At 57.0% G+C, this 23,588-nt stretch carries 23 protein-coding genes; 10 read left to right on the top strand and 13 right to left on the bottom strand.

Features of this window, described 5'->3' with window-relative positions:
• Positions 1-30: 30 nt before the first annotated feature.
• On the bottom strand, positions 31-1,536 hold the full coding sequence (cls, locus tag K227x_RS02325; RefSeq protein WP_145167891.1) for a cardiolipin synthase: 1,506 nt from the start codon (positions 1,534-1,536) through the stop codon (positions 31-33).
• Positions 1,537-1,762: 226 nt separating this feature from the next.
• The gene (locus K227x_RS02320) at positions 1,763-3,043 is read right to left on the bottom strand and encodes a sensor histidine kinase (protein ID WP_145167890.1); all 1,281 of its coding nucleotides are present in this window, start codon (positions 3,041-3,043) and stop codon (positions 1,763-1,765) included.
• 24 nt (positions 3,044-3,067) lie between these two features.
• Between K227x_RS02320 and K227x_RS02315 the strand changes: the two genes are divergently transcribed.
• Both K227x_RS02315 and K227x_RS02310 read left to right on the top strand, forming a co-directional pair.
• Positions 3,068-3,346, top strand: coding sequence for a BON domain-containing protein (locus tag K227x_RS02315; protein WP_145167889.1), 279 nt, complete (start codon positions 3,068-3,070; stop codon positions 3,344-3,346).
• A 42-nt stretch (positions 3,347-3,388) separates the two neighbouring features.
• Positions 3,389-4,042 (top strand): flavodoxin domain-containing protein, encoded by a 654-nt coding sequence (locus tag K227x_RS02310; protein ID WP_145167888.1) that lies wholly within the window; start codon positions 3,389-3,391, stop codon positions 4,040-4,042.
• A 35-nt stretch (positions 4,043-4,077) separates the two neighbouring features.
• On the opposite strand, the gene K227x_RS02305 is transcribed toward K227x_RS02310, so the two are convergent.
• The 5 genes from K227x_RS02305 to K227x_RS02285 form a co-directional block, all read right to left on the bottom strand.
• Positions 4,078-4,803, bottom strand: a complete 726-nt coding sequence (locus K227x_RS02305) for a response regulator (protein ID WP_145167887.1) — start codon at positions 4,801-4,803, stop codon at positions 4,078-4,080.
• A complete protein-coding gene (locus tag K227x_RS02300; protein ID WP_145167886.1) occupies positions 4,800-5,939 on the bottom strand; it encodes a two-component system sensor histidine kinase NtrB in 1,140 nt (379 codons plus the stop codon). The genes K227x_RS02305 and K227x_RS02300 overlap by 4 nt, the downstream gene beginning before the upstream one ends.
• Entirely contained in the window at positions 5,932-7,452 is a 1,521-nt protein-coding gene (locus K227x_RS02295) for an ATP-binding protein (protein ID WP_246146451.1), read from the bottom strand. The genes K227x_RS02300 and K227x_RS02295 overlap by 8 nt, the downstream gene beginning before the upstream one ends.
• Positions 7,453-7,549: 97 nt before the next feature.
• A complete protein-coding gene (locus K227x_RS02290; RefSeq protein ID WP_145167884.1) occupies positions 7,550-8,218 on the bottom strand; it encodes a dienelactone hydrolase family protein in 669 nt (222 codons plus the stop codon).
• Between the two features lie 31 nt (positions 8,219-8,249).
• Positions 8,250-8,507, bottom strand: a complete 258-nt coding sequence (locus K227x_RS02285; RefSeq protein ID WP_145177129.1) for a DUF4404 family protein — start codon at positions 8,505-8,507, stop codon at positions 8,250-8,252.
• 315 nt (positions 8,508-8,822) lie between these two features.
• On the opposite strand from K227x_RS02285, the gene K227x_RS02280 reads away from it, so the two are divergent.
• The 4 genes from K227x_RS02280 to K227x_RS02265 all read left to right on the top strand — a co-directional run bounded on the left by K227x_RS02280 (position 8,823) and on the right by K227x_RS02265 (position 14,180).
• On the top strand, positions 8,823-9,539 hold the full coding sequence (locus tag K227x_RS02280) for an ABC transporter ATP-binding protein (protein ID WP_145167883.1): 717 nt from the start codon (positions 8,823-8,825) through the stop codon (positions 9,537-9,539).
• The gene (locus K227x_RS02275; RefSeq protein WP_145167882.1) at positions 9,536-11,893 is read left to right on the top strand and encodes an ABC transporter permease; all 2,358 of its coding nucleotides are present in this window, start codon (positions 9,536-9,538) and stop codon (positions 11,891-11,893) included. The genes K227x_RS02280 and K227x_RS02275 overlap by 4 nt, the downstream gene beginning before the upstream one ends.
• Positions 11,890-13,116, top strand: coding sequence for an efflux RND transporter periplasmic adaptor subunit (locus K227x_RS02270; RefSeq protein WP_145167881.1), 1,227 nt, complete (start codon positions 11,890-11,892; stop codon positions 13,114-13,116). Before K227x_RS02275 ends, K227x_RS02270 begins: the two co-directional genes overlap by 4 nt.
• A gap of 143 nt (positions 13,117-13,259) precedes the next feature.
• Positions 13,260-14,180: a universal stress protein gene (locus tag K227x_RS02265; protein WP_145167880.1), complete on the top strand. Its 921-nt coding sequence runs from the start codon at positions 13,260-13,262 to the stop codon at positions 14,178-14,180.
• Positions 14,181-14,297: 117 nt separating this feature from the next.
• Here K227x_RS02265 and K227x_RS02260 read toward each other — a convergent pair whose 3' ends face one another.
• Both K227x_RS02260 and K227x_RS02255 read right to left on the bottom strand, forming a co-directional pair.
• Positions 14,298-15,830: a hypothetical protein gene (locus K227x_RS02260; protein WP_145167879.1), complete on the bottom strand. Its 1,533-nt coding sequence runs from the start codon at positions 15,828-15,830 to the stop codon at positions 14,298-14,300.
• Positions 15,827-16,714, bottom strand: a complete 888-nt coding sequence (locus K227x_RS02255) for a class II glutamine amidotransferase (RefSeq protein WP_218933711.1) — start codon at positions 16,712-16,714, stop codon at positions 15,827-15,829. Before K227x_RS02255 ends, K227x_RS02260 begins: the two co-directional genes overlap by 4 nt.
• An 88-nt stretch (positions 16,715-16,802) precedes the next feature.
• On the opposite strand from K227x_RS02255, the gene K227x_RS02250 reads away from it, so the two are divergent.
• Together K227x_RS02250 and K227x_RS02245 are read left to right on the top strand one after the other, a co-directional pair.
• On the top strand, positions 16,803-17,291 hold the full coding sequence (locus K227x_RS02250; RefSeq protein ID WP_218933710.1) for a hemerythrin domain-containing protein: 489 nt from the start codon (positions 16,803-16,805) through the stop codon (positions 17,289-17,291).
• Between the two features lie 113 nt (positions 17,292-17,404).
• On the top strand, positions 17,405-18,856 hold the full coding sequence (locus K227x_RS02245; RefSeq protein ID WP_145167877.1) for a sigma-54-dependent transcriptional regulator: 1,452 nt from the start codon (positions 17,405-17,407) through the stop codon (positions 18,854-18,856).
• 78 nt (positions 18,857-18,934) lie between these two features.
• Here K227x_RS02245 and K227x_RS02240 read toward each other — a convergent pair whose 3' ends face one another.
• From K227x_RS02240 to K227x_RS02225, 4 genes are all read right to left on the bottom strand, one after another.
• Positions 18,935-19,924, bottom strand: coding sequence for an ATP-dependent 6-phosphofructokinase (locus tag K227x_RS02240; RefSeq protein WP_145167876.1), 990 nt, complete (start codon positions 19,922-19,924; stop codon positions 18,935-18,937).
• Positions 19,924-20,388 (bottom strand): DsrE family protein, encoded by a 465-nt coding sequence (locus K227x_RS02235; protein ID WP_145167875.1) that lies wholly within the window; start codon positions 20,386-20,388, stop codon positions 19,924-19,926. Before K227x_RS02235 ends, K227x_RS02240 begins: the two co-directional genes overlap by 1 nt.
• Positions 20,389-20,420: 32 nt before the next feature.
• On the bottom strand, positions 20,421-20,690 hold the full coding sequence (locus K227x_RS02230) for a hypothetical protein (RefSeq protein ID WP_145167874.1): 270 nt from the start codon (positions 20,688-20,690) through the stop codon (positions 20,421-20,423).
• 112 nt (positions 20,691-20,802) lie between these two features.
• Positions 20,803-21,273 carry an Hsp20/alpha crystallin family protein gene (locus K227x_RS02225; RefSeq protein WP_218933709.1) on the bottom strand — a complete coding sequence of 157 codons (471 nt, stop codon included), beginning with the start codon at positions 21,271-21,273 and terminating at the stop codon, positions 20,803-20,805.
• Between the two features lie 267 nt (positions 21,274-21,540).
• Between K227x_RS02225 and K227x_RS02220 the strand changes: the two genes are divergently transcribed.
• Positions 21,541-22,587 (top strand): dihydroorotate dehydrogenase-like protein, encoded by a 1,047-nt coding sequence (locus K227x_RS02220; RefSeq protein WP_145167872.1) that lies wholly within the window; start codon positions 21,541-21,543, stop codon positions 22,585-22,587.
• A 9-nt stretch (positions 22,588-22,596) separates the two neighbouring features.
• The gene (locus K227x_RS02215) at positions 22,597-23,574 is read left to right on the top strand and encodes a helix-hairpin-helix domain-containing protein (protein ID WP_145167871.1); all 978 of its coding nucleotides are present in this window, start codon (positions 22,597-22,599) and stop codon (positions 23,572-23,574) included.
• Positions 23,575-23,588 lie beyond the last annotated feature (14 nt).

Here is a 23,588-nt window from a genome sequence, read left to right as displayed (position 1 = left end):
CAACTTGGACAATCGTCACCGACGTCCGAATCACAACACCGGACTGAACAGACGCGCAACCGCTGTTCCAGCACGTGCAAACCACGGACGCAGGGGCCGACCGGACTGGTTGCTATGCTTCGCATTGTCGAAATCTTGATCCAGCATCGCTGCGACCTTCGAAACGAATGGGCGATCCGCGATCGCGATCAGCAGTTCGAAGTTCAGGTAGAGGGATCGGTTGTCAAAGTTGGTCGAACCGATCAACGCCAGCGAGTCGTCCACGAGCACGCATTTCTGGTGAAGCATGCCTTCGGTATATCGGAATACCGGGACGCCGATCTCCGCCAACTCACGTTCATAATAGAACCCGGCCAAATAGACGGCCCATTGATCGGCAACCGTGGGGATCAACAATCGCACATCGACTCCGCGTGACTTGGCCATCGCCAGCGCGACCAACAACGCATCATCCGGGACCAAGTACGGTGTGCTGATCCAAAGTCGTTCCTTTGCCGCGCCGATCGCTGCTGCGAACATCATCACCGCCCGCGGGCGATGATCGGCCGGCCCAGTTGCACATGCGACGGCCAATCCTTGCGTGTCCCCTGCGTCCGATACATCCTGGGGATCCGGAACGTCGTGATCAGGGTCCCACTGCCAATCCGCCTCGGGCAAGTTGGACCTTGCCGCCCAGTAGTAGTCACCAGCAAAGACCGCTTGAATTTTTCGAGTCAGGTTGCCGACCACCTCGACACTGGTGTCCCGCCAAGGCGACATCGAAGGCACGTCGCCAAGATATTCATCGCCCACGTTCAAACCGCCAACGATGGCTCGTTTGCCGTCAACGACAAGCAGTTTGCGGTGATTGCGAAAGTTGACTTGGAAACGGTTCACCCACCCTTGGCGAGTATTGAAAGAATGCACATCCACACCGGCGTCAACGAGGCGACGCAGGTAACCGTTGGACAACCGCAGGCACCCCACCTCGTCATACAACAGCCGAACCGTCACCCCCGCCCTGGCCCGTTGGATCAGCGCGTCTGCGAACTGATTGCCGATCTGGTCATCGCGGATGATGTAGAAAGAAGCGTAAACGTATCGTTCCGCCGACTGAATCTGCATCAACATCGCATCAAAGAACGCTTTCCCATCGATCAGCAAACGAAATTCGTTGCCGGCACTGATCGGTGTCTCCAGCACACTGGCGACGAGTGATAGCGACGACGCAGACAGCGTGGGGCGATCGGCCTGCTCGGTAAACAGTTCACGACGAATCGCCGTCACGGAATGTTGATGCTGATCCCCGACCTCTCGAATCGCCTCTCGATAGCCCTCGAATCGATGGCGAGAAAACATCCAATACAGTGGCAACGTCACGTAGGGGATGGTGACCAGCCCCACCACCCAAGCGATCGCGGCTTGTGAAGTGCGGACGTGCAGCAACGAATGGAAGGCCGAAACCACCGCTAGCGAGTGGATGAACAGCAGCGCCGCCGGAATCAATAACGCCTCGGGCGAAACATCAAGATCAAGATACTGAAGCGGATCGATCATTGTCCCAGTAGGTTCGGCGAGACAGGCCCCATCATCCAGCTTGGTCACGGGCGCGCATGCCTTGTCATCCTACCACCATCTGCGTGCCGAACGACCATGGTACCGGCACGGCATCCGGCGTGACGCATCCCATGCAACCGAGCGAACGGTCACGTCGCGTCGAGACAACTGTAAACCTGGCCAAAGAGGATCACCGCCGAAGTGGGGGGATCGCCTACTTTCACGCCTAGGGGACGCGACCGCGTGGGATCCGGATGGTCACCTGCGTGCCGCCGCCGCAGTGGTTGACCGCTTGGATGCTTCCGCGGTGTGCCTCGACGATTCGGCGGCAGACGGCCAGCCCTAGACCGGTGCCCTTCGTTTTGGTGGTGAAGAATGGCTCGAACATGCGGGTCTCCACTTCGGCGGTCAGGCCTTCGCCGTGATCCCGTACACGGATCTGAAGTTCCCCCTCGTCGCTGGTACCGGTGCAGTCGAATTCAAATTCGATCACGCTATCAGCTGGACTGGCCTGAATGGCGTTCTCCAACAGATGACGCAAAACACTGCGAATTCGGTCGGCATCCAATTTGACGTCTTGGCAACGATTGTTGCTTTGCACGGCCAATCGCGGGACATCGGTGCCAAGGGATTCAATCAGTTCAGCGAATGCGTCTTGGCAAATCTGTCCCAGATCCACGGTCGTTCGCACGAGCGTGATGGGGGCAGCATAGTTTTTGACTTCTTCGTAGTTGCGATGAATATCCTTCAATGCATCCCCGATGCGGTCCGTCAGGTCCAACAGATCCGATTTCCCGACCAGGTCCAACTGCAAAAGGTCTAGGCAGGATTGAGCCCGTTGGAGAGCATTGCGTGATTCGTGCGCCAGGCCGGACACCATCTGCAACACGGCCGCCAAACGCTCGCCCTGAATCCGCTTTTCGTGATTCGATATACAGCGACGAGCCGCCGCGGGGTGCTGCGTTTCGTCGGTCAGGTCGATCACATTGGCAAGCCGTGATTCCCCGCTGGGGGTGGTCAAAGCGTGCAGCGTTACCTGCGTCGGCAAGGTCGATCCATCTTTGCGGCGAGCGCCAAGAAACAGGATCTTCGAGGGGTCGGGATCGCCCAGTTGTGACAAAATGCACGCACAGTGTGACGCATCGGCACTGGACGAATCGCCTGGGAAAATCAAATCGATCGGCTGCCCCAACAATTCCGTCTCTTGATAGCCAAACGACTGCTCGCCGACATCGTTCATGGCCTCGATGATTCCCCGGGAATCGGTCAAAACGATCGCCGCAGGCGATGTTTGCATCAGCAAGTCAGCCAGTCGATTTCGCCGCAATGGGTTGGTATTTGTCTGCATATTGAATCTCGCCATCGGTGAACGCTTCCTTGCGTTTCCACTACGAATGCACAGCGAGTGCCAGATTTGCATCGGTGCCGAGAAATTCCAAACGTTCTTCGGCACGCTGTTCGCATTTTGTCGGTTGTAGGAATCGAAGGTTTCAATCTTTTTCAACATTCACCCAAGGGTCGTAACGTGGAAATGACACAAACCCCTTCTAGTCGGGCGGAACATCTGGTCCCGGTTTCGGTCGGCCGCACACAGCCAGATTCGTTGGACGAAAAATCACAGGCCGTCGAAGCTCAGATCCGCCGAGTCGGTCGTCGTGGCTTGGCCGACGTCCATGCCAAGGCGATGGACGGATGGATCGTTTTGCAGGGCCGTGTTCCGTCTTACTACCTGAAACAGATCGCCCAGGAATCGGTGCGGCCGCTGGCGATTGGAATGCAGATTCGAAATCAGATCCGCGTCTGCCAGTAATTGAATCACCACCACCAAACTCTGCGTCAAAGGCCAAATTCCATGCGTGCGATTATCATCTACGCCACTTGCGAAGGACAAACCGAACGGATTGCCCATCGGATCGCGAAAACACTGACGCAGCACGGTGTGCCGACGGACACCTTTGACGTCGCGCGGAACGACGTCTACCCGTTGGCAGTCGAATCCTATGATGCGGTGGTGCTGGGATCGTCGCTGCACTTCGCCGAACATGACCCACGGATCGCATGGTGTATCGGCGAAAACCGACAACGACTCACTGAAATCCCGACGGCGTTCTTCTCCGTCAGCCTGGGGATCGTCAGCGAACACTACAAGGATCGCGCCGAAGTCCAAATGCTGGCCGACCAGTTTCTGCAAGAAGCCGAATTCGAGCCTTCACTACGTGCCTGTTTTGCCGGCTCGCTTCGCTATTCCAAATACGGATGGTTCAAGAAACGGCTGATGCACTGGATCGCGGACAAGTCGGGCCGCCAGACCGAAATGGATCGCGACTACGAATTCACCAATTGGGACGCGGTCGATACCTTTGCCGCCGACTTCGCTACGATCGTTCACAACACGCGGCAAACGAATCCACCGGTCACGAATTCGCCAAACGCAATGATGGGCAACACCGATGCCGGGAACGATCAATCCGCGGCGCAGCGGCATCCATCGATGACGACCCAGTAGAGCGGTTTAAGAAAATCGCCAATCAGTCATGCGGATCAGTGATGGCGATCGATCATGTCGATCAGAACGCCCAAATCCAGTGGTTTGTAACAGACGTCGGCCAATCCGTTTGCCCTTAATCCGTCCAACACTTGGTCGGCTTCGTCACGATAGCCCGTGATCAGGATGGTGCGTGCCGATGGATTGACTTGCAACACTTGCCGGAGCACCTCGCAGCCATCGGTTGCTCCATTGCAAAGGCTGAGGTCAATCAACGCGACCTGGTAATTCGCACCAACAGCCTTCGAGACGCCGTCTTCTTTGTTGTGCGCCATGCACACACGATAAGATCGTTCTCGCAACACCTGCGATAGCGTTTGACAGAACTCCGGATCATCATCGACGACCAGAACGATCGGTGAATTCGCTAATTGATCGATCAACGGCAACAGTTCGCCAAGGTCGACCGGTTTACGAAGCAACTGCTGGATACCGCCATCGCGAGCCCGTTGGGCACCGTCGCCGTCTGCGTGGGCGGTTACCATGATGGCAGCGATTTCCGGTCGCAGCTTGATCATTTCATGGTGCACCGTCGCACCGTCCATGCCGGGCATGGAAAAGTCCAACACGGCCACGTCGTACGGGTTGCAGCGGACCAAACGGAGTGCCGCCGGACCATCGTAGGCCACATCGGTGCAATAGCCCAAGTCATCCAAGATATCCTTGATGTTGGAACAAATATCCACATCGTCATCGACGATCAACACGCGCTTTCCGTTCACGCGATGTCTCCGGCAAGTGGTATCGCGATACAAAAGGTTGTGCCCTTGCCAACAGCGGATTCCATCTGCATTTGGCAACGGTTCTTTTCCAGAATGGCGACCGTGATGGCCATGCCCAATCCCATCCCCCGGGCTTTGGTTGAAAAGAATGGTTCGCTGATTCGATCGAGAACTTCGGGTGCCATCCCGGTTCCGCTGTCGCACACGGTTACCAACATTTGTTGCCCTTCGGACCGAACGGATAATCGAAGGACGCCGCCGTCGGGCATCGCATCCCTGGCATTCGAGATCAGATTGCTGAACACAATGGGCAACTGCTTCTGATCCGCCAACGCGAGCGGAAGATCATCCGGGAAGTCCTGTTCGACCTCAATGTCGTCAGGCAGTTTCTTATCGCAAAGAATTTCGTCCAACATGGCAGCGACGTCGATTGCCGTGGCGTTGGGTTCGGGAAGCCTCGCCAAATCGGACAGCGCCGTCACTGCACTGTCGATGACAGTGACTTGCCGATCGATGCGAGTCAGATGTTCGTGGACCTTGGCTTGCGAGGGTGATTTCGCATTCAGCAGGTAATACGCAGACGTCTTCATCGCGTTCAACGGGTTACGGATCTCGTGAGCAATGCCGCCCGAGATTCGGCCAAGCATCGCGAACCGCTCCTTTTCTTGCAGATCACATTGAGCTTGATACAGCTGATCGGCCTGATCTTTGACACGCTGATCCAGAGTCGCGTTTAGCTGTTTCAGTTCGTCTTCCACGGCTTTCAGATCGCTGATGTCGCGAATGATGCCCGCAAACAATTTTCGCTGCCCAACATCGACTTCGCTGACGGCTAGATGCAGCGGAAATGTGCTGCCATCTTTTCGCTTGCCCATCACCTGCCGACCGATCCCGATGATCCGCCGCTCGCCTGTTTTGTGATAGCGATCGAGGTACCCGTCGTGCTCTTCTTGATACGGCGACGGCATCAGCATCTTGACGTTCTGGTCGAGCATTTCGTCGGCGGAATACCCGAACAACCGCTCGGTTGCCGGGTTGACCGATTCGATCGTCCCGCGCTGGTCGATGATGACGATGGCGTCGACGGCTGTTCTTAGAACCGTTGCCAGCACGGCCTGTTGTTCGTGATCACGCATCGGCTGCCGCTTCCTGCCAACTTGAGCTTGCGAAGACCGCTTTTTGTTTTCCCAAACGAATCAAAAAACGGGCACCGCGATCGGTGGGTTCACCGACCTGGATATCGCCATGGTGTGCATCAATGATTCGCTGAACGATCGACATTCCTAAGCCAGTCCCACGCGACTTCGTCGTATAAAACGGTTCGAACAACTTTTGGCGTTGCTCGGCGCACAATCCTGGGCCATTGTCGCGAATGTCCAACTGAACCGTTCCCTGATCATCGCATTTACAGTCGACTTGAATGCAAACGGGATCATCGCAAGCGGCGAGTGAGTTTTCGAACAGATTGCGAAAGACTTGTTCCATCCGCATCACATCAACGTCCACCAAACAATCACAGCAACCCGGTGCCTCGATCAGCTCGGCATCTCGCTGTCCGCGTGTTTTGGCAAGGTACCCCCAGACGCGTCGCCAAACTTCGTGCAGCATCACGGGTTCACGGTGCAACTGGATCGGCGCAGCGTATTGACGGACCTCTTCCAACGTGAGCTGCAATTCAGAGGATGCTCGCGCGATCGAATCCACCTCCTCGCGAGATTCCGATTCGATGGGAATGTCGAGCCTTAGGATCTCCACGCTGGCATTGATTCGATGCAACGCGTTGCGGCTTTCATGAGCCAACCCGGCGACGGTTTGACCGATGGCGGCTAGCCGGTGGTCTCTTGCCGCGGCGTTCTGAGCCTCGACGACGTCCGTGACATCGATTCCGATGGCAAGCACCGAAGTGATCTCGCCATCTTCGTCGGTCAGCGTTGAATCGGACCACCGAAATTGCCGTATGCGTCCGTCGGACGTCAGCACACCGTTGCAGACACCGGTCGAATGTTTGCCAGTTGCTGTTTCCCGGAAGACTTGACGCAGCCGATCCCGTTCCGATTCGGGAATGCAGTGATCGATGTAGCTTTTGCCCTTCAAATCGTCCAGCGTCCAACCCGTGATCGCAGTGAAGTGGGGGTTGAAACGCACGATGCAACCGTCCATATCCAGCACCACGATCAGTGCTTCGGAAGTATCCAGGATCTGGTTGGCGAATCGCTGCTCGCGGTTCAGTTCGCTTTCGACGTGCTTTTGCCGAGCGAGTCTCGCGACGCTTTGGCGGATGACATCGGGATGAACGGGTTTCAGCAGATAGTCGGTGACGCCTAACCGGAAAGCTGCAATCGTGCTTTCGATGTCTGCAAAGCCCGTGATCACAATGAACTCGGCGTTCGGCAACAAAGCCGTCAGTTCGGGCAAAGCGTCTTCGACGTTCCCATCGGGCAACCGTCGATCCAGGATGACCAGTTCCACATCGGGTTGCAGACCGCTGGCCCGCACATCGCCAAAGCTGCCGGCCACTCGGATTTGGTGACCGTCCATTTCCAAGATGTCGAACAAATTGGCTTGGGCGTCTGGGTCGTCTTCGACGAGTAAAATTTCCAACTCGTTCTTCATGCCCCGGCCCGCGACGAATGGTTTGGATTGCGGCATCGTTGATGCCCCGCGTCGTCGCAATGATACCATTTGGCAGTTCCGGTCGAAAGCGACCAAGATGTGACGCCCCTCGCACCAGCGCACGGTTGAACACTTAGCCGGGCGGGACGGACGTTGGTGCGGTCGCGTCGAGGTGCGTCACGAACCATTCGGCTGCGATTTCCGCGACTTCGGACAGTTTGCCCGCCTCGGAGAACAGATGCGAGGCACCGTTGATGACCTGGAACCGGCTTTCCCCCTTGACTGTATGCGCGGCGATCTGGTTGGCGATCAACAGCGAATGATCCAGTTCTCCAACAATGAACAATGTCGGGACGGTGACTTGTTCCAGCCATCGCGACACCAAGTCAGTCCGCCCGCCGCGTCCCACAATCGCTCGCAATGGGATGGGTTGGTTGGCCGCCGCCACGATCACTGCCGCCATCCCGGTGCCCGACCCGAACAGGCCCACCGGCAACCCATTCAAAGCGTTTTGTTGCTGAGTCCACGCAATGACTTCCATCAAACGATCGGCCAGCAACGGGGGCTTGAACGAGTTTTCGCGTTCACTGGACTCTGCCCCTGTCAGAAAGTCGAACAGCAGGGTCGCAATGCCGTCTTGATTCAATCGGCTGGCGATGTGTTCGTTGCGAGGACTGACACAACTGCTGTCGCTGCCATGTGCAAAGATAACCAATCCGACGGCAGACTCGGGAACCGCCAGCACCGCCCTGAGTCGCTTGGGTCCGATTCGGTGGACGGTGGTGATTTCGTGGTGATTCATTCGACGAATCCTGGTGGGAGGAACGATCGACTCAGATTCCCATCTGCGCGAGCATGTCGGCGAACTGACCTGCGGTCTGTGTTAGGTGCGGGTAGTTGCTAGAAAACTTCTCGGTCGACTCATGAAACCGCTTGGCCAAGTCAGACGACTTGATGTCGAAACGATCTAGGCTGTCTTGAATTTCCTGAACCGCCGTTTCGAGCTGTTCTCGCTCCGTTGGATCCAGTTCGTCCAGCGTTTTCAACTGTTCGTGAAGCTGCCGAAGGGTGTGTTGCAGCGATTCTGGCATGATGCGATCTCGAAGGTGCGGATGGACGAAGTCAAACCATTGTTTCAATTGCACGTCGTATTCCGATCTCGATTGCCCGATGTAGATGACGCCAACGAGTAGAAATTGCGTCCTCTGGGCGCGCCTGCGTGCAACTACGCACGTTTTGCAGTTCGGCGGTTCTGCACCCGCGTTGTTTTCGAAGCGGCATGATGGGTGCTTGCGATGGCGAGTGCCTGCTGCAATCCAGAACCCGCTTGATCCCCGATCCTGCGACATCCCGGTTGTTGTTGGCGTTCGTCTGCCCACTGCGCCACCCTTTTTTCGACACCATCGATGCCCACTTCCCCCACCACCGTGTTCACCACTCGCGGCGTGACGAAGGTCTACCGGATGGGCGAAGTCGATGTGCATGCACTTCGTGGAGTCGACGTGTCGATGTTTGCCGGCGAATTCGTTGTGATCTTAGGTGCGTCGGGCAGCGGTAAATCCACACTGTTGAACATTCTGGGCGGACTGGATGTGCCGACGGCGGGCGAGGTGTTTTTCCGCGATCAATCTTTGTCCGACGCCGACGAGGATGAATTGACCGAGTACCGCCGCGAACATGTCGGGTTCGTGTTTCAGTTCTACAACCTGATCGCCAGTCTGACGGCGAAGGAAAACGTGTCGTTGGTCGCCGATATCGCCAGCAACCCGATGGACCCCGCCGAAGCATTGCGATTGGTCGGACTCTATGACCGACGCGATCACTATCCATCCCAACTATCGGGCGGTGAACAACAACGCGTGGCGATCGCAAGAGCGATTGGCAAGCGCCCCGACGTGTTGCTGTGCGACGAACCCACCGGTGCGTTGGACGTTAAAACCGGCGTGGTGGTACTCGAGGCAGTCGCCCGCATCAATCGCGAACTGGGCACGTTGACGGCTGTCATCACACACAACGCGACGATCGCAGAAATGGCCGACCGTGTGATCTCGTTGTCGGACGGACAGATCGCCGACGTCCATACCAATGCGATGCGCAAAGAAGCCAAGGATCTGGTCTGGTGAACCGGCTATTGATGGCGGATTTGAAACGAATGTGGCGGCAAGGTCTGGCGATCAGCATCTTGCTTGGCTGTGGCATTGCTCTGTTCGTGATGACCAACAGTTCGATGCTATCGCTGCAGCGGACTCGCGATCAATACTATCGCGATTATCGCTTTGCCGATCTGTTCACCGTATTGGTGCGTGCCCCCCATTCATTGGCCGAGCGTGTCAGAGACGTTCCCGGTGTTCAAGATGTTCAGTCGCGAATCGTTCGCGATGTACTGTTGGACATTCCCGACATGGTCGAACCTGCGTCATGTCGGTTGGTGTCCATCGACACTCGCGAAGCGACACCGATGAATGGGATCCATCTGTTGCTGGGTCGATTTCCACAGGACCAGGACCGCAGCGAAGTCATCGTCAGCGAACTGTTTGCGGCGGGCCACGGATTCCGTCCCGGCGACACGCTGAACTGCATCATGGGCGGGCGAAAGCAAACGCTGCGAATCGTGGGGATCGGCATGTCGCCCGAGTTCGTCTACGTGGTCCAACCGGGCATGCTGATCACGGACGACCGCCGCTTCGGCGTCGTCTGGATGCCACGCCGCCAGATGGAAGCCGCATTCAACATGGAAGGCGCGTTCAACCAATTGTCGATCCAACTGCAACCGCGTGGCAACGCCGACGAAGTGATCCTGCAAGTCGACCGCCTGACCAGACCGTACGGTGGCACGGGCGCGTACGATCGCGAAGACCAAATTTCGCACCGCCGCGTCGCCGACGAGATGGCGCAAATGAAAACGATGGCCTTCGTCACACCGGCAATCTTCCTGGCCGTTTCGGCGTTCCTGTGCAACATCGTCTTCACTCGATTGGTCAATCAACAAACCGAACAGATCGCGACGTTGCGGGCGTTCGGTTACCGCGCACGGGAAATCGGCTGGCACTACACCCAAATGGTAATGCTGCTGGTGTCGATCGCAACGCTGATCGGATGGGCCGTCGGTTGGCGGCTATCGTGGTGGATGACGTCCGAATACGTCAAATTCTTTCGTTTCCCCACCGTCGACAACCAATTTGCAGCGGGACACGCGTTGGCGGCCGTGGGGATCGGTGCGGGTGCCGCGATGATCGGAACGTTTGCGGCCATTCGCAAGGCAACTCGTCTGCAGCCCGCCGAAGCGATGCGACCGGCGGCACCGAAGGACTATCGCGGTCTGATTGCCGAACGAACGGGGTTGTCCAAACTGCTCTCGCCGGTCGGGCGGATGGTCGTCCGGCGGTTGGAAACCAATCGGCTGGCCACGACGCTAGCTGTGCTGGGCATGGGATTGGCCGTTGCCGTTTTGGTGCTGGGGTCGTACATGCAGAACACCATCGACTTTGTGATGCAGTTTCAGTTCCAGAAGTCGCAACATCAGGATGTCATGCTGACCTTTGTTGACACCATGTCGGAAAGTTCGATCCACGACGTGATGCACTTGCCGGGTGTGACCGCAGCCGAGCCCTACCGATCGGTGCCGGTTCGACTGCGCAACGGAGTTCGATCGCGCCGCGTCGGATTGATGGGCCTGGACGATCAACCGACGCTGTACCGAATCTTGGATGACCATGAACAGCCCGTTTCGTTTCCGGTCCGAGGGGGGCTGACCATTTCCGAAAAGATGGCTCAGTTGCTAGACGCACAACTTGGCGAAACCGTTTGGTTGGACATCCTTGACCGCACACAAGCCAGCCACCAAATCGAAATCGCGAAGGTGTTCCCGAACTTCACAGATCCGTCGGCGTACCTGAATCGATATCAGCTTCACCAACTGCTCGAAGAAAGCCAACAGTATTCCGGTGCCTTCCTATCGGTCGATTCGGATCAGATGATTGATTTTTACAGAGAGGTCAAACAGATGCCCAGCATTGCCGGGGTGGTCGACAAACATGCCGCCGAAGCTAGTTTTCGCGAAACCGTGGCTGGCAGCACTTCGCTGATGCGGATCGTCAATGGAATTTTCTCGGGACTGATCGCGTTGGGAGTGATCTACAACTGTGCGATCATCATTCTTGCCGAACGGGCACGAGACCTAGCGACGCTGCGGGTGATGGGTTTTCGACGCCACGAAGTGTCGTTGGTGCTGTTGGGCGAACTGGCGGTGATCACGCTGCTGGCGATTCCCGTTGGCCTGCCCATCGGCTATGGCTTGTCGTATCTGACCACCTTGGCGCTGGATACCGAAACCCACCGTTTCCCACTGGTGATTGAACGATCGACATATTCGTATTCGACGGTCGTGGTCATCGCGGCGGCCAGTTTGTCGGCACTGTATGTGCGACGGATGTTGAACTCGTTGGACTTGGTTGCTGTGCTGAAGGTGAAAGAATGACGCGACGAATGGGAAGCAGGATCGGATGGTGGATCGTCATCGCGGGAATCGGTGGCCTGATCGCCTATGGATTCATCCCGCAGCCAATCGAAGTCGAAACCGCTGCGCCGACGATCGGTTCGCTGGCCATCTCGGTCAATGATGATGGCGAAACTCGGATTCGTGAAAAGTACGTCCTATCAGCACCCGTGTCGGGAAAGATGTTGCGAGTCGAATTGGATGCCGGCGACCCGGTGATGGCGGGCCAGACCGAGATCGCTCGGATTCAACCGTCCGACCCCTCTTTGTTGGATGCGCGGACGCGTGCCGAGGCACAGGCACGGGTGCGAGTCACCACGGCGGCATACGGGCAAGCCTATACGGTCGTGAATCGAGCCGAAGAAGCGTTGAAATTGGCAGAGCAAGAATTCGAAAGAGCACAAAAACTGTTGCCCAATCGAGCCATTTCGCAATCCGAGTACGATGCGGCAGAGAACCGTCTGCGGCTTGCCAGAGCCGATGTCCGTTCAGCTGAATCAGCCCTACGGGTGGCCCAATACGAGATCGATCAAGCCGAAGCGACGGTGCGCTACATCAAAAGCACATTCGATCCCAACGACGACAACTTTTTCACTTTGGTTTCTCCCATCTCAGGCAAGGTGCTAGAGGTCTACCGCGAAGACTCGGGTGTGATCGCATCGGGCACCCCGGTTGTCCGCATCGGAGACCCGACGGATTTAGAACTGGTCATCGATGTGTTGTCGACCGATGCGGTCAAGGTGCAACCGGGATCCCCCGTGATCGTTGAACATTGGGGCGGCGATGCACCACTGGACGCCGTCGTGCGATTGGTCGAACCCTCGGCATTCCTGAAAGTATCGGCACTTGGCGTCGAAGAGAAACGCGTCAACGTGATCGCGGACTTCGTGAGCCCCTTCGAAGACCGGGAATCACTCGGCGATGGCTATCGAATCGAAGCCCAAATCATCATCGATGAAACACCGACCGACGCGTTGAAGGTCCCCGCCGGAGTCCTGTTTCGCGATGGCGAACGATGGCAGGCCTACCGCGTGGTCGCGGGCTTGGCGGAACTGGTCACGGTGGACGTCGGCCGATCCAACGGCATGGAAACCGAGATCATCGCTGGCCTAAGCCCCGACGACGTCTTGGTGATGCATCCCACCGAAGCGATCCAGCCCGGTGCGAAAGTGGCCCCCCAATCGGACCTCCCCCCTCGCCAATAACCGTGCACCCACGCACAAAACATCCAGAAGCGTGCACTATCGCGCACGAGTCCACTTGATCCCTCGCATTCCTCCGCTTGGCACAACAACTGCGAATCACTGTTTCGTCGCACCGTTTGCAAATTCAATGTAGGAAATCCAAGATGAAGATTCTTTTGCCAATCGACGGCTCTCAGGCCGCCAACGATGCCGTTCAATTTGTGAAAACGCTGGCCCAAAACCGCGACGTTGATGTGGTCGCAATGACGGTTTCTTACAACCCAGCCCACTACTCGATGCAACCGTGGGTGCCGGAATGGACCGAACAAGAAAACAAGCGGACCCAATCGATTTTGGACAGCGCCAAGCAGACGTTGGATGGTGTTTGCCGATCGGTGACGCTGGTTCACGGTTCCGGCGCGACCGTGCCCACGATCTTAGAAAAGGCTGAATCGCTGAAAGCCAACTTGATCGTCATGGGTGCAAAGGGACATTCCGCGGTACGACGCATTCTACTGGGCAGCGTGTCCGACAGCGTTGCGACCAGCGCCAAGTGTTCCGTTGTCGTGGTGCGATCGAAGCCAGATTCGGGCAGCGATTTCAAAAAGATTGTGCTGGGATTCGACCAATCGATTGCCTCTCGCGAAGCCGTGGCAGAGTTGACCGAATGGAAACTACCGCGTGATCTTGAAATCGACGTTGTCAGCGTTGTGATGCAGCCCATCGTGTACGCCGGCGAAGGCTATATCGACGTACCGATCACGGTGGACCCCAAGCAGGTCGATCGCTTGGACGAGGCCGCCGAACGGATGGCCAGCCAAATTGCCGACCACTTTCCGCATACCAACGCCAAGACCCCTGTTGCCACTCACGTGGGCGACGCCATCGTGACCGAGGCAGAGGAATCCAACGCTGGCTTGGTGATCGTCGGTGACACCGGACACAGTCTGCTGGGACAATGGTTGCTAGGCAGCACGTCGAAATACGTGCTTCGCCACTCTCCGTGCAGCGTCTGGATCTCGCGACATCACTGGACCGCGGACGAAGCCGCCGCCGAAGTGGATGACGTTGCTGCGGCAAACTGACCATCAACGGTTGCATCCACGCGTCACGCACGCCGCATGGATCGATCGCCACAAAGACCGATCGGCCGAGAGCGTGTTGTCAGTTCCCAAGACATGGCAACATGCCGGGGATTTTCATCAGGGCGTCGATTCGTTTTCCGAAGGCGGACGTTTCCCCTTCGGTGCGGCTGCCACGCAGTCGGCCACTCGATTGGCAATTTCCGCAAATCGATCGTCTGGGTTGTCCGTCCAAGCCGATCTCAACACGATCACGGAAACCTCATCGCGAATCGTCATCCGCCGCGGGTTCATCAGAATCACGTCGCCGGTTTCCAAGCGGTGATCGTAGACATCTTTGCCAATGGCTGCCAAAACGTTTTGAAACGAAAGGTTGCGCGAACCGGGTATTTTCAGCGTTCGAGTCGCAAAGGGCTGGGATTTCCAGTCCCCAAATACTCGATTCATCAACGTCATCGGCAGTGATGTTCCGCCCCAACGACCATTGCATTCGATGAATTGCATCTGGGAAGATTCCAGGTCTGGCCCCACCAGGACCGTATCAAAGGAACAGCGGCCGACGTATCCCAGACGTTGATAGACGCGTCCTAGTTGTAGACACTGCCGCGTCATTCGCGCACGCAAATCGTGTGGAATGTCGGCGGCCCCAAATCCGGTGAACCGTCCTTGCCCCGTTTCGATCCGTTGAACAAAAAGGCCTTCTAGAATCGGCTGTTTGTCGACGCTGGGCGGCAGCCAAAGCTGTGCCGACGGGGCCGCGATCACGCCTGTCTGCCATGTCGTGACCAGCAGTTCATCACCATCTTCGTATCGCAGCTGCGGCAACTGTTCCCGCAACAATCGATCGACTTCTGTCAACGAATGGTTCCGGATCGTTTCCATCGAAAGCACCAAGTTGCCCTCACCACCGGCGGCATTGGGCAGTTTTAGCGCCACGCAGCAGGCCTCGCCGTCAATCTGTTGAATCCGCTTGGCCGCGTTGGCGGTATTCCAAACCACGTGACTAGGCGGAGTCGCCGTCGGGCCAAACATACGATGCACCAATCGTGTGAACTGCCCCTTATCGTTCGCAAACACGGTGACTTCTGGGGGTGCACCGATCACCTTCAACGGTCGGTGACTGGCTTGGTGCAGCAGCAACGCCAAATGCCAAACCGCGTGCGACCCCATGTGGGGATGCAGGTATCGCAACCCGTCCTGGCGAATCGCCCGGATCAGGTCACGCCGCGTCCGTCGGTCCTTCCACAACGCCTCGGCAAGATGGACACCGTCGCTGTGTTCTAAGTCTTCGTTTTGGCGGGGATGAATGCGATCGACTTTGCCCAGATGAAGACTTCCGCGGCAGTATTGCTCGTACGTTTCATCAGCATGCCACGACGTAGCCAAAAAATCACCGTCGCCTGCGCGGACGCGAGCACGCTCTTGAAAGAACGACTGATCCGAATTTTCAACCCGTCGAATTTCACTCAGGTCATCCAGATGCAGCGACGGCGCCGGTACCAGTTCAGTGGCACGAAATTCCGATAGCAGGGAACTTAGCTTTAGCTCAGGATGCCGTTCCAAGACATCGACAGCGACGCGATCGGCAAACTCACGTTCATCCGAACTCATTTGGCAGCAGGCATGATCCACAATCGGAAACCAGTCGTTCATGTGGCCTCCGATCGGATCGGTTCGATGCCCAGAATCGGGATCGAATGCGTCCGGATATCATCGTCGATCGAAATGACCGTGCCATCAGGGATGGGCACCCATTTTTCGTGTGACAGTGGCTCCGAAGCTAACACCACCGCGCGGTAATGAAATCCAATCTGATGATCGACGTGAGGAATGCCACAGATTTCACAATCACGAACTCCGTCGCGGTGCGTCCAGTGAAGCGAGTTTCGAAGCCGCGATGCAATCATGACGTGGCCGTCGGTTAGAACGGTGTTCAACCGTGCCGGTTTTTCTGGCATCACGCTGCGGCATCGCGAATCGAGCCGCGACAAGTTCTCGGCGATCACGCTAGCCGATTCGTCAAGCGACTTGCAAATCGTTTCGGACACGACGCCGCTGTCGGTCAACCGCTGCATCAACCAGTGAAACAACAGCTCACTATCGGTGCTGCCCTGGATCGCACTGCGATGGGTCGGTGACAGTTCGCCTAACATGGCGGGACGCAAAGTTTCGATCCCCTGCACGGTGCCGTTGTGCGCAAAGACCCAATTGCCCCAGTGAAACGGATGGCAATTTTCGATCGCGGGCGTGCCGACGGTTGCCAGACGAACGTGCGAAATGACCGTCGACGAATACACCCGTTCGGCGGTGTTGCTGAAATGCAATCCGTGGTGAGCGGCGGCAGCACTGCGTTCGACGCACGCCAAACCATCCTCGTAGTACCCGATCCCCCAACCGTCGGAATGCGATCGCCCGATCTCGTCAGACCGACTTTGGATCAAGAGCGCATTCTGAGCGTGAACCAAGGTGCACTCCACTTTGGTTGGTTCGTTCGATCGAAATCCATAAAGTCGGCACATGGAACGATCTGGTTGCATGCCGCGTTCCAATACCGCCGAATTGCATGACAACCACTGGCCAGGAACGGTGTTTGCAATCCTAAAAAGCAACTCAGGAGGTCATCCCATGAACAAGGCTTGGAAACAGTTGCAGCGGGCGTTTATCGAAGACCATCGCACTTTGACTCGAGGCTACGTCAGCCTATTGAAGCTGTTAGACGAACGCGACTTTACCGGTGCGGCCAGCGAAGCCAAGCGATTGGACGAATTGGCCGGTCCCCACATCGCGTTCGAAGAATCGTTCCTGTATCCCAAAGTCGGCGAATCACGCGGCGACGAATACACCGGAAAGCTGTACCAGGAACATGCCGAAATCCTGAATGCATTGGTGGAAATACGCCAATTGAAACCAGACGCCAACTTGGACGATTCGGCCATTGAGAGCCTGAAAGACAGGCTGCACCACGGCCTCGATCACGCGGCCGCGTGCGGATCGCTGCTGAGCCACCTGAAGGCGCTCCCCGACGACGAGCAAAGCCAAGCCCTTCGCAGGCTTTTGCGATTTCGTGATCACAGTCCCGCATGGTCGGATCTGGCAAGCACCGAAAGAGAGTAAACTTGGTGCATCGCTGCACGAGCGTGCGGATATGCACGCAAATCCGTGACAATTCCGAGAGGCACGCCGATCGCACTGTCGCGATGGAAAAGTCCACTGCTCCAGGAATCCCCATGACGGATATGCCAATCAAACTTCTGCTCGTCGACGACGAGGAAGATTCACGTCGTTCATCGGCGAAATGGATGACCCGCAAAGGTCACGACGTCACCGATGTGTCCAACGCCGCCGAAGCGATGAGCTTGCTAGAGCGTGAATCGTTCGACGTTGGCGTCTTCGACATGAATATGCCGGGCATGTCGGGCCTGGAACTTCTGCAACGCGTTCACCAAGACAACATCGACATCGAAGTCATCATGTTGACCGGACAGGGCACCGTCGAAACGGCGGTCTCGGCGATGAAGATGGGTGCTTGCGATTTCCTTAGCAAACCCTGTGCGTTGGGCGATCTAGAACATCATTGCTTTCGGGCTCGCGAACGGCACGAATTGAAGAAAGAAAACAAGCAACTAAAAGCCGTCATTTCGCGGGTGCGACCGGCGGCGAAGTTGATCGGTGAATCGAAATCGCTGCGTGAGGTCGCAAAGCTGATCGGCAAGGTTGCACCGACCAACAAACCGGTCTTGATTCAAGGCGAAAGCGGCACTGGTAAAGAGGTCGTCGCCCAAGCAATTCAGCAGGCCAGCCGGGTCGCCGACAAGCCGTTCGTCACGGTCAACTGCGCTGCATTGCCAGAGAACTTGGTCGAAAGCGAACTGTTCGGACACCAAAAAGGATCCTTCACGGGTGCGACAGCCGAGAAGCCCGGGTTGTTTGAAATTGCGGATGGCGGAACCTTGTTCATCGACGAAATCGGCGAACTGCCGCCGTCGTTACAGCCGAAGTTACTGCGGGTGTTGGAGGACGGGTCGCTTCGCCGTGTCGGTTGCCATCGGCAGCGCAAGGTCAAGGTGCGCATCATTGCGGCAACCAACCGTGATCTGCAGACCGAAGTTGACAATGGCAATTTTCGCGAAGACTTGTTCTATCGCATCAATGTGTTGTCGATCCTGTTGCCCCCACTGCGTGAACGTGAAGGCGACATCAACCGATTGATCGACCACTTTTTGCCAACCTCGTTTCACATCGACGATGCCGCTCGGCGAGCGTTGAATGCTTATCCGTGGCCAGGCAACATCCGACAACTGATCAACGTGATCGACCGGGCCACGATCTTGGCAGACGAGTTCGAGATCACGCTCGACGATTTGCCCACTGAAATCGTGGGCTTCGGCCACACTTCGGCAACTCCGTTCCCCATTGCAACACCAACCGATCCCACCGCCGCGATCGAAGTCCGGTCCGCCCATCCCCGGGATATGCTGGGTGATCCCGATTTCAAACTGGACGACATCGCCCGCGTGCACGTGCTAGAGGTCTTGGAGAAGGAAAAGGGGAACAAGGCTGGCGCGGCTCGTAAACTAGGAATTCACCGCCGCAAACTGTACCGACTGCTAGACCGGTTCACCGGGAAATCCGATGCCACGTCGTCGGACGAATCGTCTGCCTGCGAATCGGTGCTGTGAACATGGGCGCTGTGAACATGGGTGCTGATCGCTTCTAGCGATGGGACCAAAACCTGCGTTGTCCCGATTCCATTTCACTCAGCACGACATCCGTTCCAGCAATTCCACTTCATGTTCCGGCAACGGTTTGTGGGTGGCGAACGTTTCGGCCAGTGTCACCAGCCGACATCGGCCTGCCGAATCACCGGCCATCATTCCGGTGGCCCCTGCGGCCAGCGATCGCACCGCGAAATCGCCCAAGCGTGTCGCTAAGATCCGGTCCGGTGGCGACGGGCTACCACCGCGTTGGACGTGCCCCAGGATCACGGTCCGCGTGCCGTAGGGACATCCGGCTTGGGCAAGCTTCTGATTCAGCGCCACCGCGCCGCCCTGTTCATCGCCTTCGGCCACCACGATGATGATCGACTGCTTGCCTAGGGATCGTAGTTCTCGAACATGTTTGGCGATCGAATCCGCATCGACATTCACTTCGGGAACACAAGCGATTTCGGCGCTGCCTGCCAATGCGGTCGCCAGTGCCAGGTGTCCCGAATTTCGGCCCATGACTTCGACCAAGAACATTCGTTCGTGGCTTTCGGCGGTATCGCGAAGCTTGTCGATACAGTCGACCGCGGTTGCGACAGCAGTAGCAAATCCGATCGTCAAATCTGTTCCGACCAGGTCGTTATCGATCGTCGCGGGACAACCGATGATCTGACCGCTCCAAACTTTCCCCAGCGCGACGGCGCCTCGAAAGGTTCCGTCACCGCCAATCGGGATCAACGCATCGATACCGTTTCGTCGCAATGCGGCAGCGGCCGTCTGCAATCCTTGCGGCGTCGTGAACGCTTGGCAACGGGACGAGTGCAGAACCGTTCCACCACGTTCCAGGATGTGTGAAACACTGCGTGCCGACATGCATCCAGAGTCCGCTCCGCCGGCAAAGAAATCCTCGTCGATCAGCCCCTGATAGCCACGCCGAATCCCGATCACTTCGTGCCCGTCGGACGTCGCCGCACGGACGACCGATCGTAGACAGGCATTCATTCCCGGTGCGTCACCACCGCTGCATAGAACTCCGATTCGCATCAATAGTCCATGACTTTATCGGCTTCGATCAGTAGCTTTCCGAGCATCGCGGTCGTAGCAATTTCCGCATTTCGTTTCAGCCCAGGATCGGTGATGTGAGCCGAATGGGCGCAGTGCGGGCAGACCATGACTTTGCCGCCGCCGGCTGCGAACTTCTCGTACAACTCCGCAAGCGTGGGGGAATCTTCGCCCCAGGTGAACTTCAAATGCTCCCTTCGCTCGGCAATACGAACACCTTCCAAATCAACGAACATGGTCACGTCGGCACCGTACTCCTGCATCAGATTGGCGACTTTGACCGCCATGAAACAGCGATGCAGATCATCGGTGAAATGCGAAAGGTGAACCACGACCTTTTGGCCCTTGCCATCGACGACCGCGTCCTCTGCGGAAACACCGGAATGGGACGAAGTGAAGACGGCTACAAAAACGGCCAAGAAACCGAGTGGGATGACACGACGCATGGAAAGCTCCTCGAGAACAGAAAACATCAGATTTACGTGATTGATTTGCGGATGCGGTGAAAGCCATCTTTGACTTCGTCGCCGACAAGCTGCAATGCATCCCAGACGTCTCCGCCTGTTTCTTCAACAGCATTTTTCAACGGCTGGTAGCGTTGGTCCAGTTCGTCAAGCTTTTGCCCCAACCTATTCAGTTCGCTTTTCGCGTCCTGCTTTCCGAGATGAATCTGCAAAGCCAGTTCATCGCGTTCTTCTTTCAGGTCGTCGAGCATGTTCGAGATCAGGCGTCGAGCGGAAACAGGCATGGGAAGATTCCTTTACGAGGTGTTCAAATGGAATGTTGCAAACGCGGGCGATCGACGCACTGCCGCACCGGGGCGGCACTGCGTCGACACGAATCGAAAAGGAATCCCCTGATCATGGACGCTGGTTGACAGCGATCTTTTTGGCTTGGGCTTCCTTGGTTTTTGGCATGCGAATCGTCAATACACCGTCGTTGTAGTTGGCATCGACATTGTCTTCGTCAACGATCGACGGTAGCGAAACCGATCTTGCAAAGCTGCCGATACGCCGTTCCACCCGATGGAACTTGCGTCCCTTCTTTTCAGATTCTTCGGATCGTTCGCCGCGGATGCTCAGCACATTGTTGTGGACCTGGATGTCAATTTGCTCGGGCTTCATACCGGGCAAGTCCATTTTCACGTCCACTTCGCTATCGGTTTCGGAGACGTCCAAAGTCGGTGTCAAAGTTCCGCCCAGCCAACTGTCATCGGTGTCATCGAACATCCGCGACATCATGTTTTCCATCGACCGGAATTGGGGAAACAGTTCCATCGCAGGAAGCGACAATCCGCGAGTGCCGCGTTTGGTCATTGTGTTCGCCATCATTTTTCTCCTTCGCTTCAGTCGAAATGTCCAAGGCATGTCCGACGGTCAACCAACCGCCGTCGTTCGATAGGGATCAAAGGCAACGTTTGTGCCGATCCCGAAATGCGTCCGTTTCCGGATGCGTTGCCCCATGGATGACCACCGCGGTGGTCCACCTTGTCACAACGGCGCGCCCCTGGGAGCAAACGAGGGCACAAAAGGTGGGGGCATGAAGTTTGCCTTTCGTTGAGTGGTGCAAATGCAATCTTTTCTTTCCGGAGCTAAGTGATGTCAGGTGAACTTGCGGTCGATTATCTTGGGCTTGAACTGGCATCACCGATCGTCGTGGGAGCCTGCCCATTGACGAAGGAACCGGAAACCGTCCGACAGCTTGTGGGTGCCGGTGCTGGCGCGATCGTGCTGCCGTCGATGCTTCAGGAACAAATCGTGCATCACCAAATGAAGCAGGACGATCCGCTCGGCGCGATCGCAAACAGCGGCTATCAACCTCAGCAAGACCGCTACAACGGCGGCGTGGAAGCGTACCTGCAGACGATCCAGCTTTTGAAGGACACCGCGGGTGTGCCGATCATCGCCAGCATGAACGGATCATCCCCCGGCGACTGGCTGTCGTATGCAGGCGACCTGCAGTCAGCCGGTGCCGACGCGCTGGAATTCAACTTGCAGGCGGGGGTTCCCCAAGGCCGAGAACCGGCCGGTGCGATCGAAGCCAGATTGGCTGACATGATTCGCGACGTTTGTGAACGAGTGTCCATTCCGGTCGCGGTAAAGATCAGCCAGCGGTACACGAATCTTGCGTCCATGACCGGTCAATTGACGCAGGCGGGAGCCAAGGGGATCGTGCTGTTCACGCACCTTCCCCAATGGGACGTGTGTACCGACCGACAACACTGGACGATTCGATGGGAACTGTCACCGGCCGATTCAATGGGCGGGATCTTGGAAGGCATCGTTCGGGTCCGCGCCGGTGACGAGAACGTGTCCATCGCTGCCAGCGGCGGTGTAGCGACCAGCGAAGATGCGATCAAAGCGATGATTGCGGGCGCCAATGTCGCAATGGTGACCTCGGCGGTCTATCGCGAGGGCCCCGATGTCGTTCGCAACATGGTCGATGGCATCGCCAGGCACATCCAAATCAGTCCTCACACGACGCTGCGAGAATTCCAAGCGGCGATGCCACGGGCCGACGTCGGTTCCGAGCGAACGATGCGTCTGGAATACGTCGACCCGCTGACACGAGGCGATAGCTACTTTGACCCCACGCCGGCCGTCCCCCAGCAGACCGGCGATTCATACGGCCACCGCACCCAGTAGGAAATAGCCATGGTGATCATCGAATCCTGCGACCCAATCTCTGCGGTCGAGCAAATAGAAGGTGTACGAGAGAACCAAAAGATTTCCAGTCAGTTGCGAGAGATCGCAGATTTATTGGAAGAGCAAAAAGCGAGCGAGTTCCGTGTCCAAGCATACCGGGCGGCCGCCGAAACGATCGCCCATCGGCAGGCTCCCATTCGCGAGACCCTGGAACAGGATGGCGTGCCGGGACTGGTCGCCCTTCCGACCATCGGTCATTCGATTGCAAACCTGATCGAATCGGCGCTTCGGATCGAACGAATGCCGCTGTTGGACCGCTTGCGAGGCCAAGCCAAAGCCGAGCATTTCTTCGCAACACTGCCTGGCATTGGGCCCCATCTGTCCCACCGAATCCATGAACATCTGCACCTCGAAACGCTTGCGGAACTGAAGGCAGCTGCCGCCGACGGCCGACTCGCACACGTCCCTGGAATCGGCCGAAAACGAATCGAAGCCATCCGGGCCTGCCTTGCACATCGCACCGATCAACCCACTGCGTCCGTGGCGGCGAACACAACCAACGAATGGATTTCGGTGGACGAACTGCTGGACATCGATCGGGAATACCGTGAACGCGCCAACGACGACAGCTTGGCCAAAACCGGTTCTGTGCATACCGAAAAGACGCCCATCGTGCATGCCCAGCGCAATGGCCGGCACTATACCGCGATGTTTTCGCACACCGCCAATGCCAATCAGCAACACGCCACCCATGACTGGGTTGTTGTTTACCGAGACGATGCCAACGCGCACGGACGCTGGACAATCATCACGTCCAAATTTGGCAAGTTGAAAGGGTTGCGCATCGTCCGTGGCCGCGAAGACGATTGCCAAGACTATTACCGACGACACAACGCTTATCACCAACCGCAAGCTCGCCACGCCCCCTATTCCGAATTGACGCCAGCGTGGAACGAAGACGAACGCCAACGGGGCGTCCACGGTTAAGGCATTCCCAATGA

This window comes from Rubripirellula lacrimiformis (assembly GCF_007741535.1).
Taxonomy (GTDB): Bacteria; Planctomycetota; Planctomycetia; order Pirellulales; family Pirellulaceae; genus Rubripirellula; species Rubripirellula lacrimiformis.
This window is presented reverse-complemented; position numbering and strand designations above follow the sequence as displayed.

Coding starts and splice junctions, on each gene's coding strand:
- K227x_RS02250 (WP_218933710.1), top strand. CDS start 16,803: ATGAACAAGGCTTGGAAACAGTTGCAGCGGGCGTTTATCGAAGACCAT.
- K227x_RS02270 (WP_145167881.1), top strand. CDS start 11,890: ATGACGCGACGAATGGGAAGCAGGATCGGATGGTGGATCGTCATCGCG.
- K227x_RS02320 (WP_145167890.1), bottom strand. CDS start 3,043: ATGTTGAAAAAGATTGAAACCTTCGATTCCTACAACCGACAAAATGCG.
- K227x_RS02310 (WP_145167888.1), top strand. CDS start 3,389: ATGCGTGCGATTATCATCTACGCCACTTGCGAAGGACAAACCGAACGG.
- K227x_RS02255 (WP_218933711.1), bottom strand. CDS start 16,714: ATGCAACCAGATCGTTCCATGTGCCGACTTTATGGATTTCGATCGAAC.
- K227x_RS02230 (WP_145167874.1), bottom strand. CDS start 20,690: ATGCCTGTTTCCGCTCGACGCCTGATCTCGAACATGCTCGACGACCTG.
- cls (WP_145167891.1), bottom strand. CDS start 1,536: ATGATCGATCCGCTTCAGTATCTTGATCTTGATGTTTCGCCCGAGGCG.
- K227x_RS02295 (WP_246146451.1), bottom strand. CDS start 7,452: ATGCCGCAATCCAAACCATTCGTCGCGGGCCGGGGCATGAAGAACGAG.
- K227x_RS02265 (WP_145167880.1), top strand. CDS start 13,260: ATGAAGATTCTTTTGCCAATCGACGGCTCTCAGGCCGCCAACGATGCC.
- K227x_RS02280 (WP_145167883.1), top strand. CDS start 8,823: ATGCCCACTTCCCCCACCACCGTGTTCACCACTCGCGGCGTGACGAAG.
- K227x_RS02215 (WP_145167871.1), top strand. CDS start 22,597: ATGGTGATCATCGAATCCTGCGACCCAATCTCTGCGGTCGAGCAAATA.
- K227x_RS02285 (WP_145177129.1), bottom strand. CDS start 8,507: ATGCCAGAATCGCTGCAACACACCCTTCGGCAGCTTCACGAACAGTTG.
- K227x_RS02245 (WP_145167877.1), top strand. CDS start 17,405: ATGACGGATATGCCAATCAAACTTCTGCTCGTCGACGACGAGGAAGAT.
- K227x_RS02260 (WP_145167879.1), bottom strand. CDS start 15,830: ATGAACGACTGGTTTCCGATTGTGGATCATGCCTGCTGCCAAATGAGT.
- K227x_RS02235 (WP_145167875.1), bottom strand. CDS start 20,388: ATGCGTCGTGTCATCCCACTCGGTTTCTTGGCCGTTTTTGTAGCCGTC.
- K227x_RS02315 (WP_145167889.1), top strand. CDS start 3,068: ATGACACAAACCCCTTCTAGTCGGGCGGAACATCTGGTCCCGGTTTCG.
- K227x_RS02240 (WP_145167876.1), bottom strand. CDS start 19,924: ATGCGAATCGGAGTTCTATGCAGCGGTGGTGACGCACCGGGAATGAAT.
- K227x_RS02300 (WP_145167886.1), bottom strand. CDS start 5,939: ATGCGTGATCACGAACAACAGGCCGTGCTGGCAACGGTTCTAAGAACA.
- K227x_RS02290 (WP_145167884.1), bottom strand. CDS start 8,218: ATGAATCACCACGAAATCACCACCGTCCACCGAATCGGACCCAAGCGA.
- K227x_RS02220 (WP_145167872.1), top strand. CDS start 21,541: ATGTCAGGTGAACTTGCGGTCGATTATCTTGGGCTTGAACTGGCATCA.
- K227x_RS02225 (WP_218933709.1), bottom strand. CDS start 21,273: ATGATGGCGAACACAATGACCAAACGCGGCACTCGCGGATTGTCGCTT.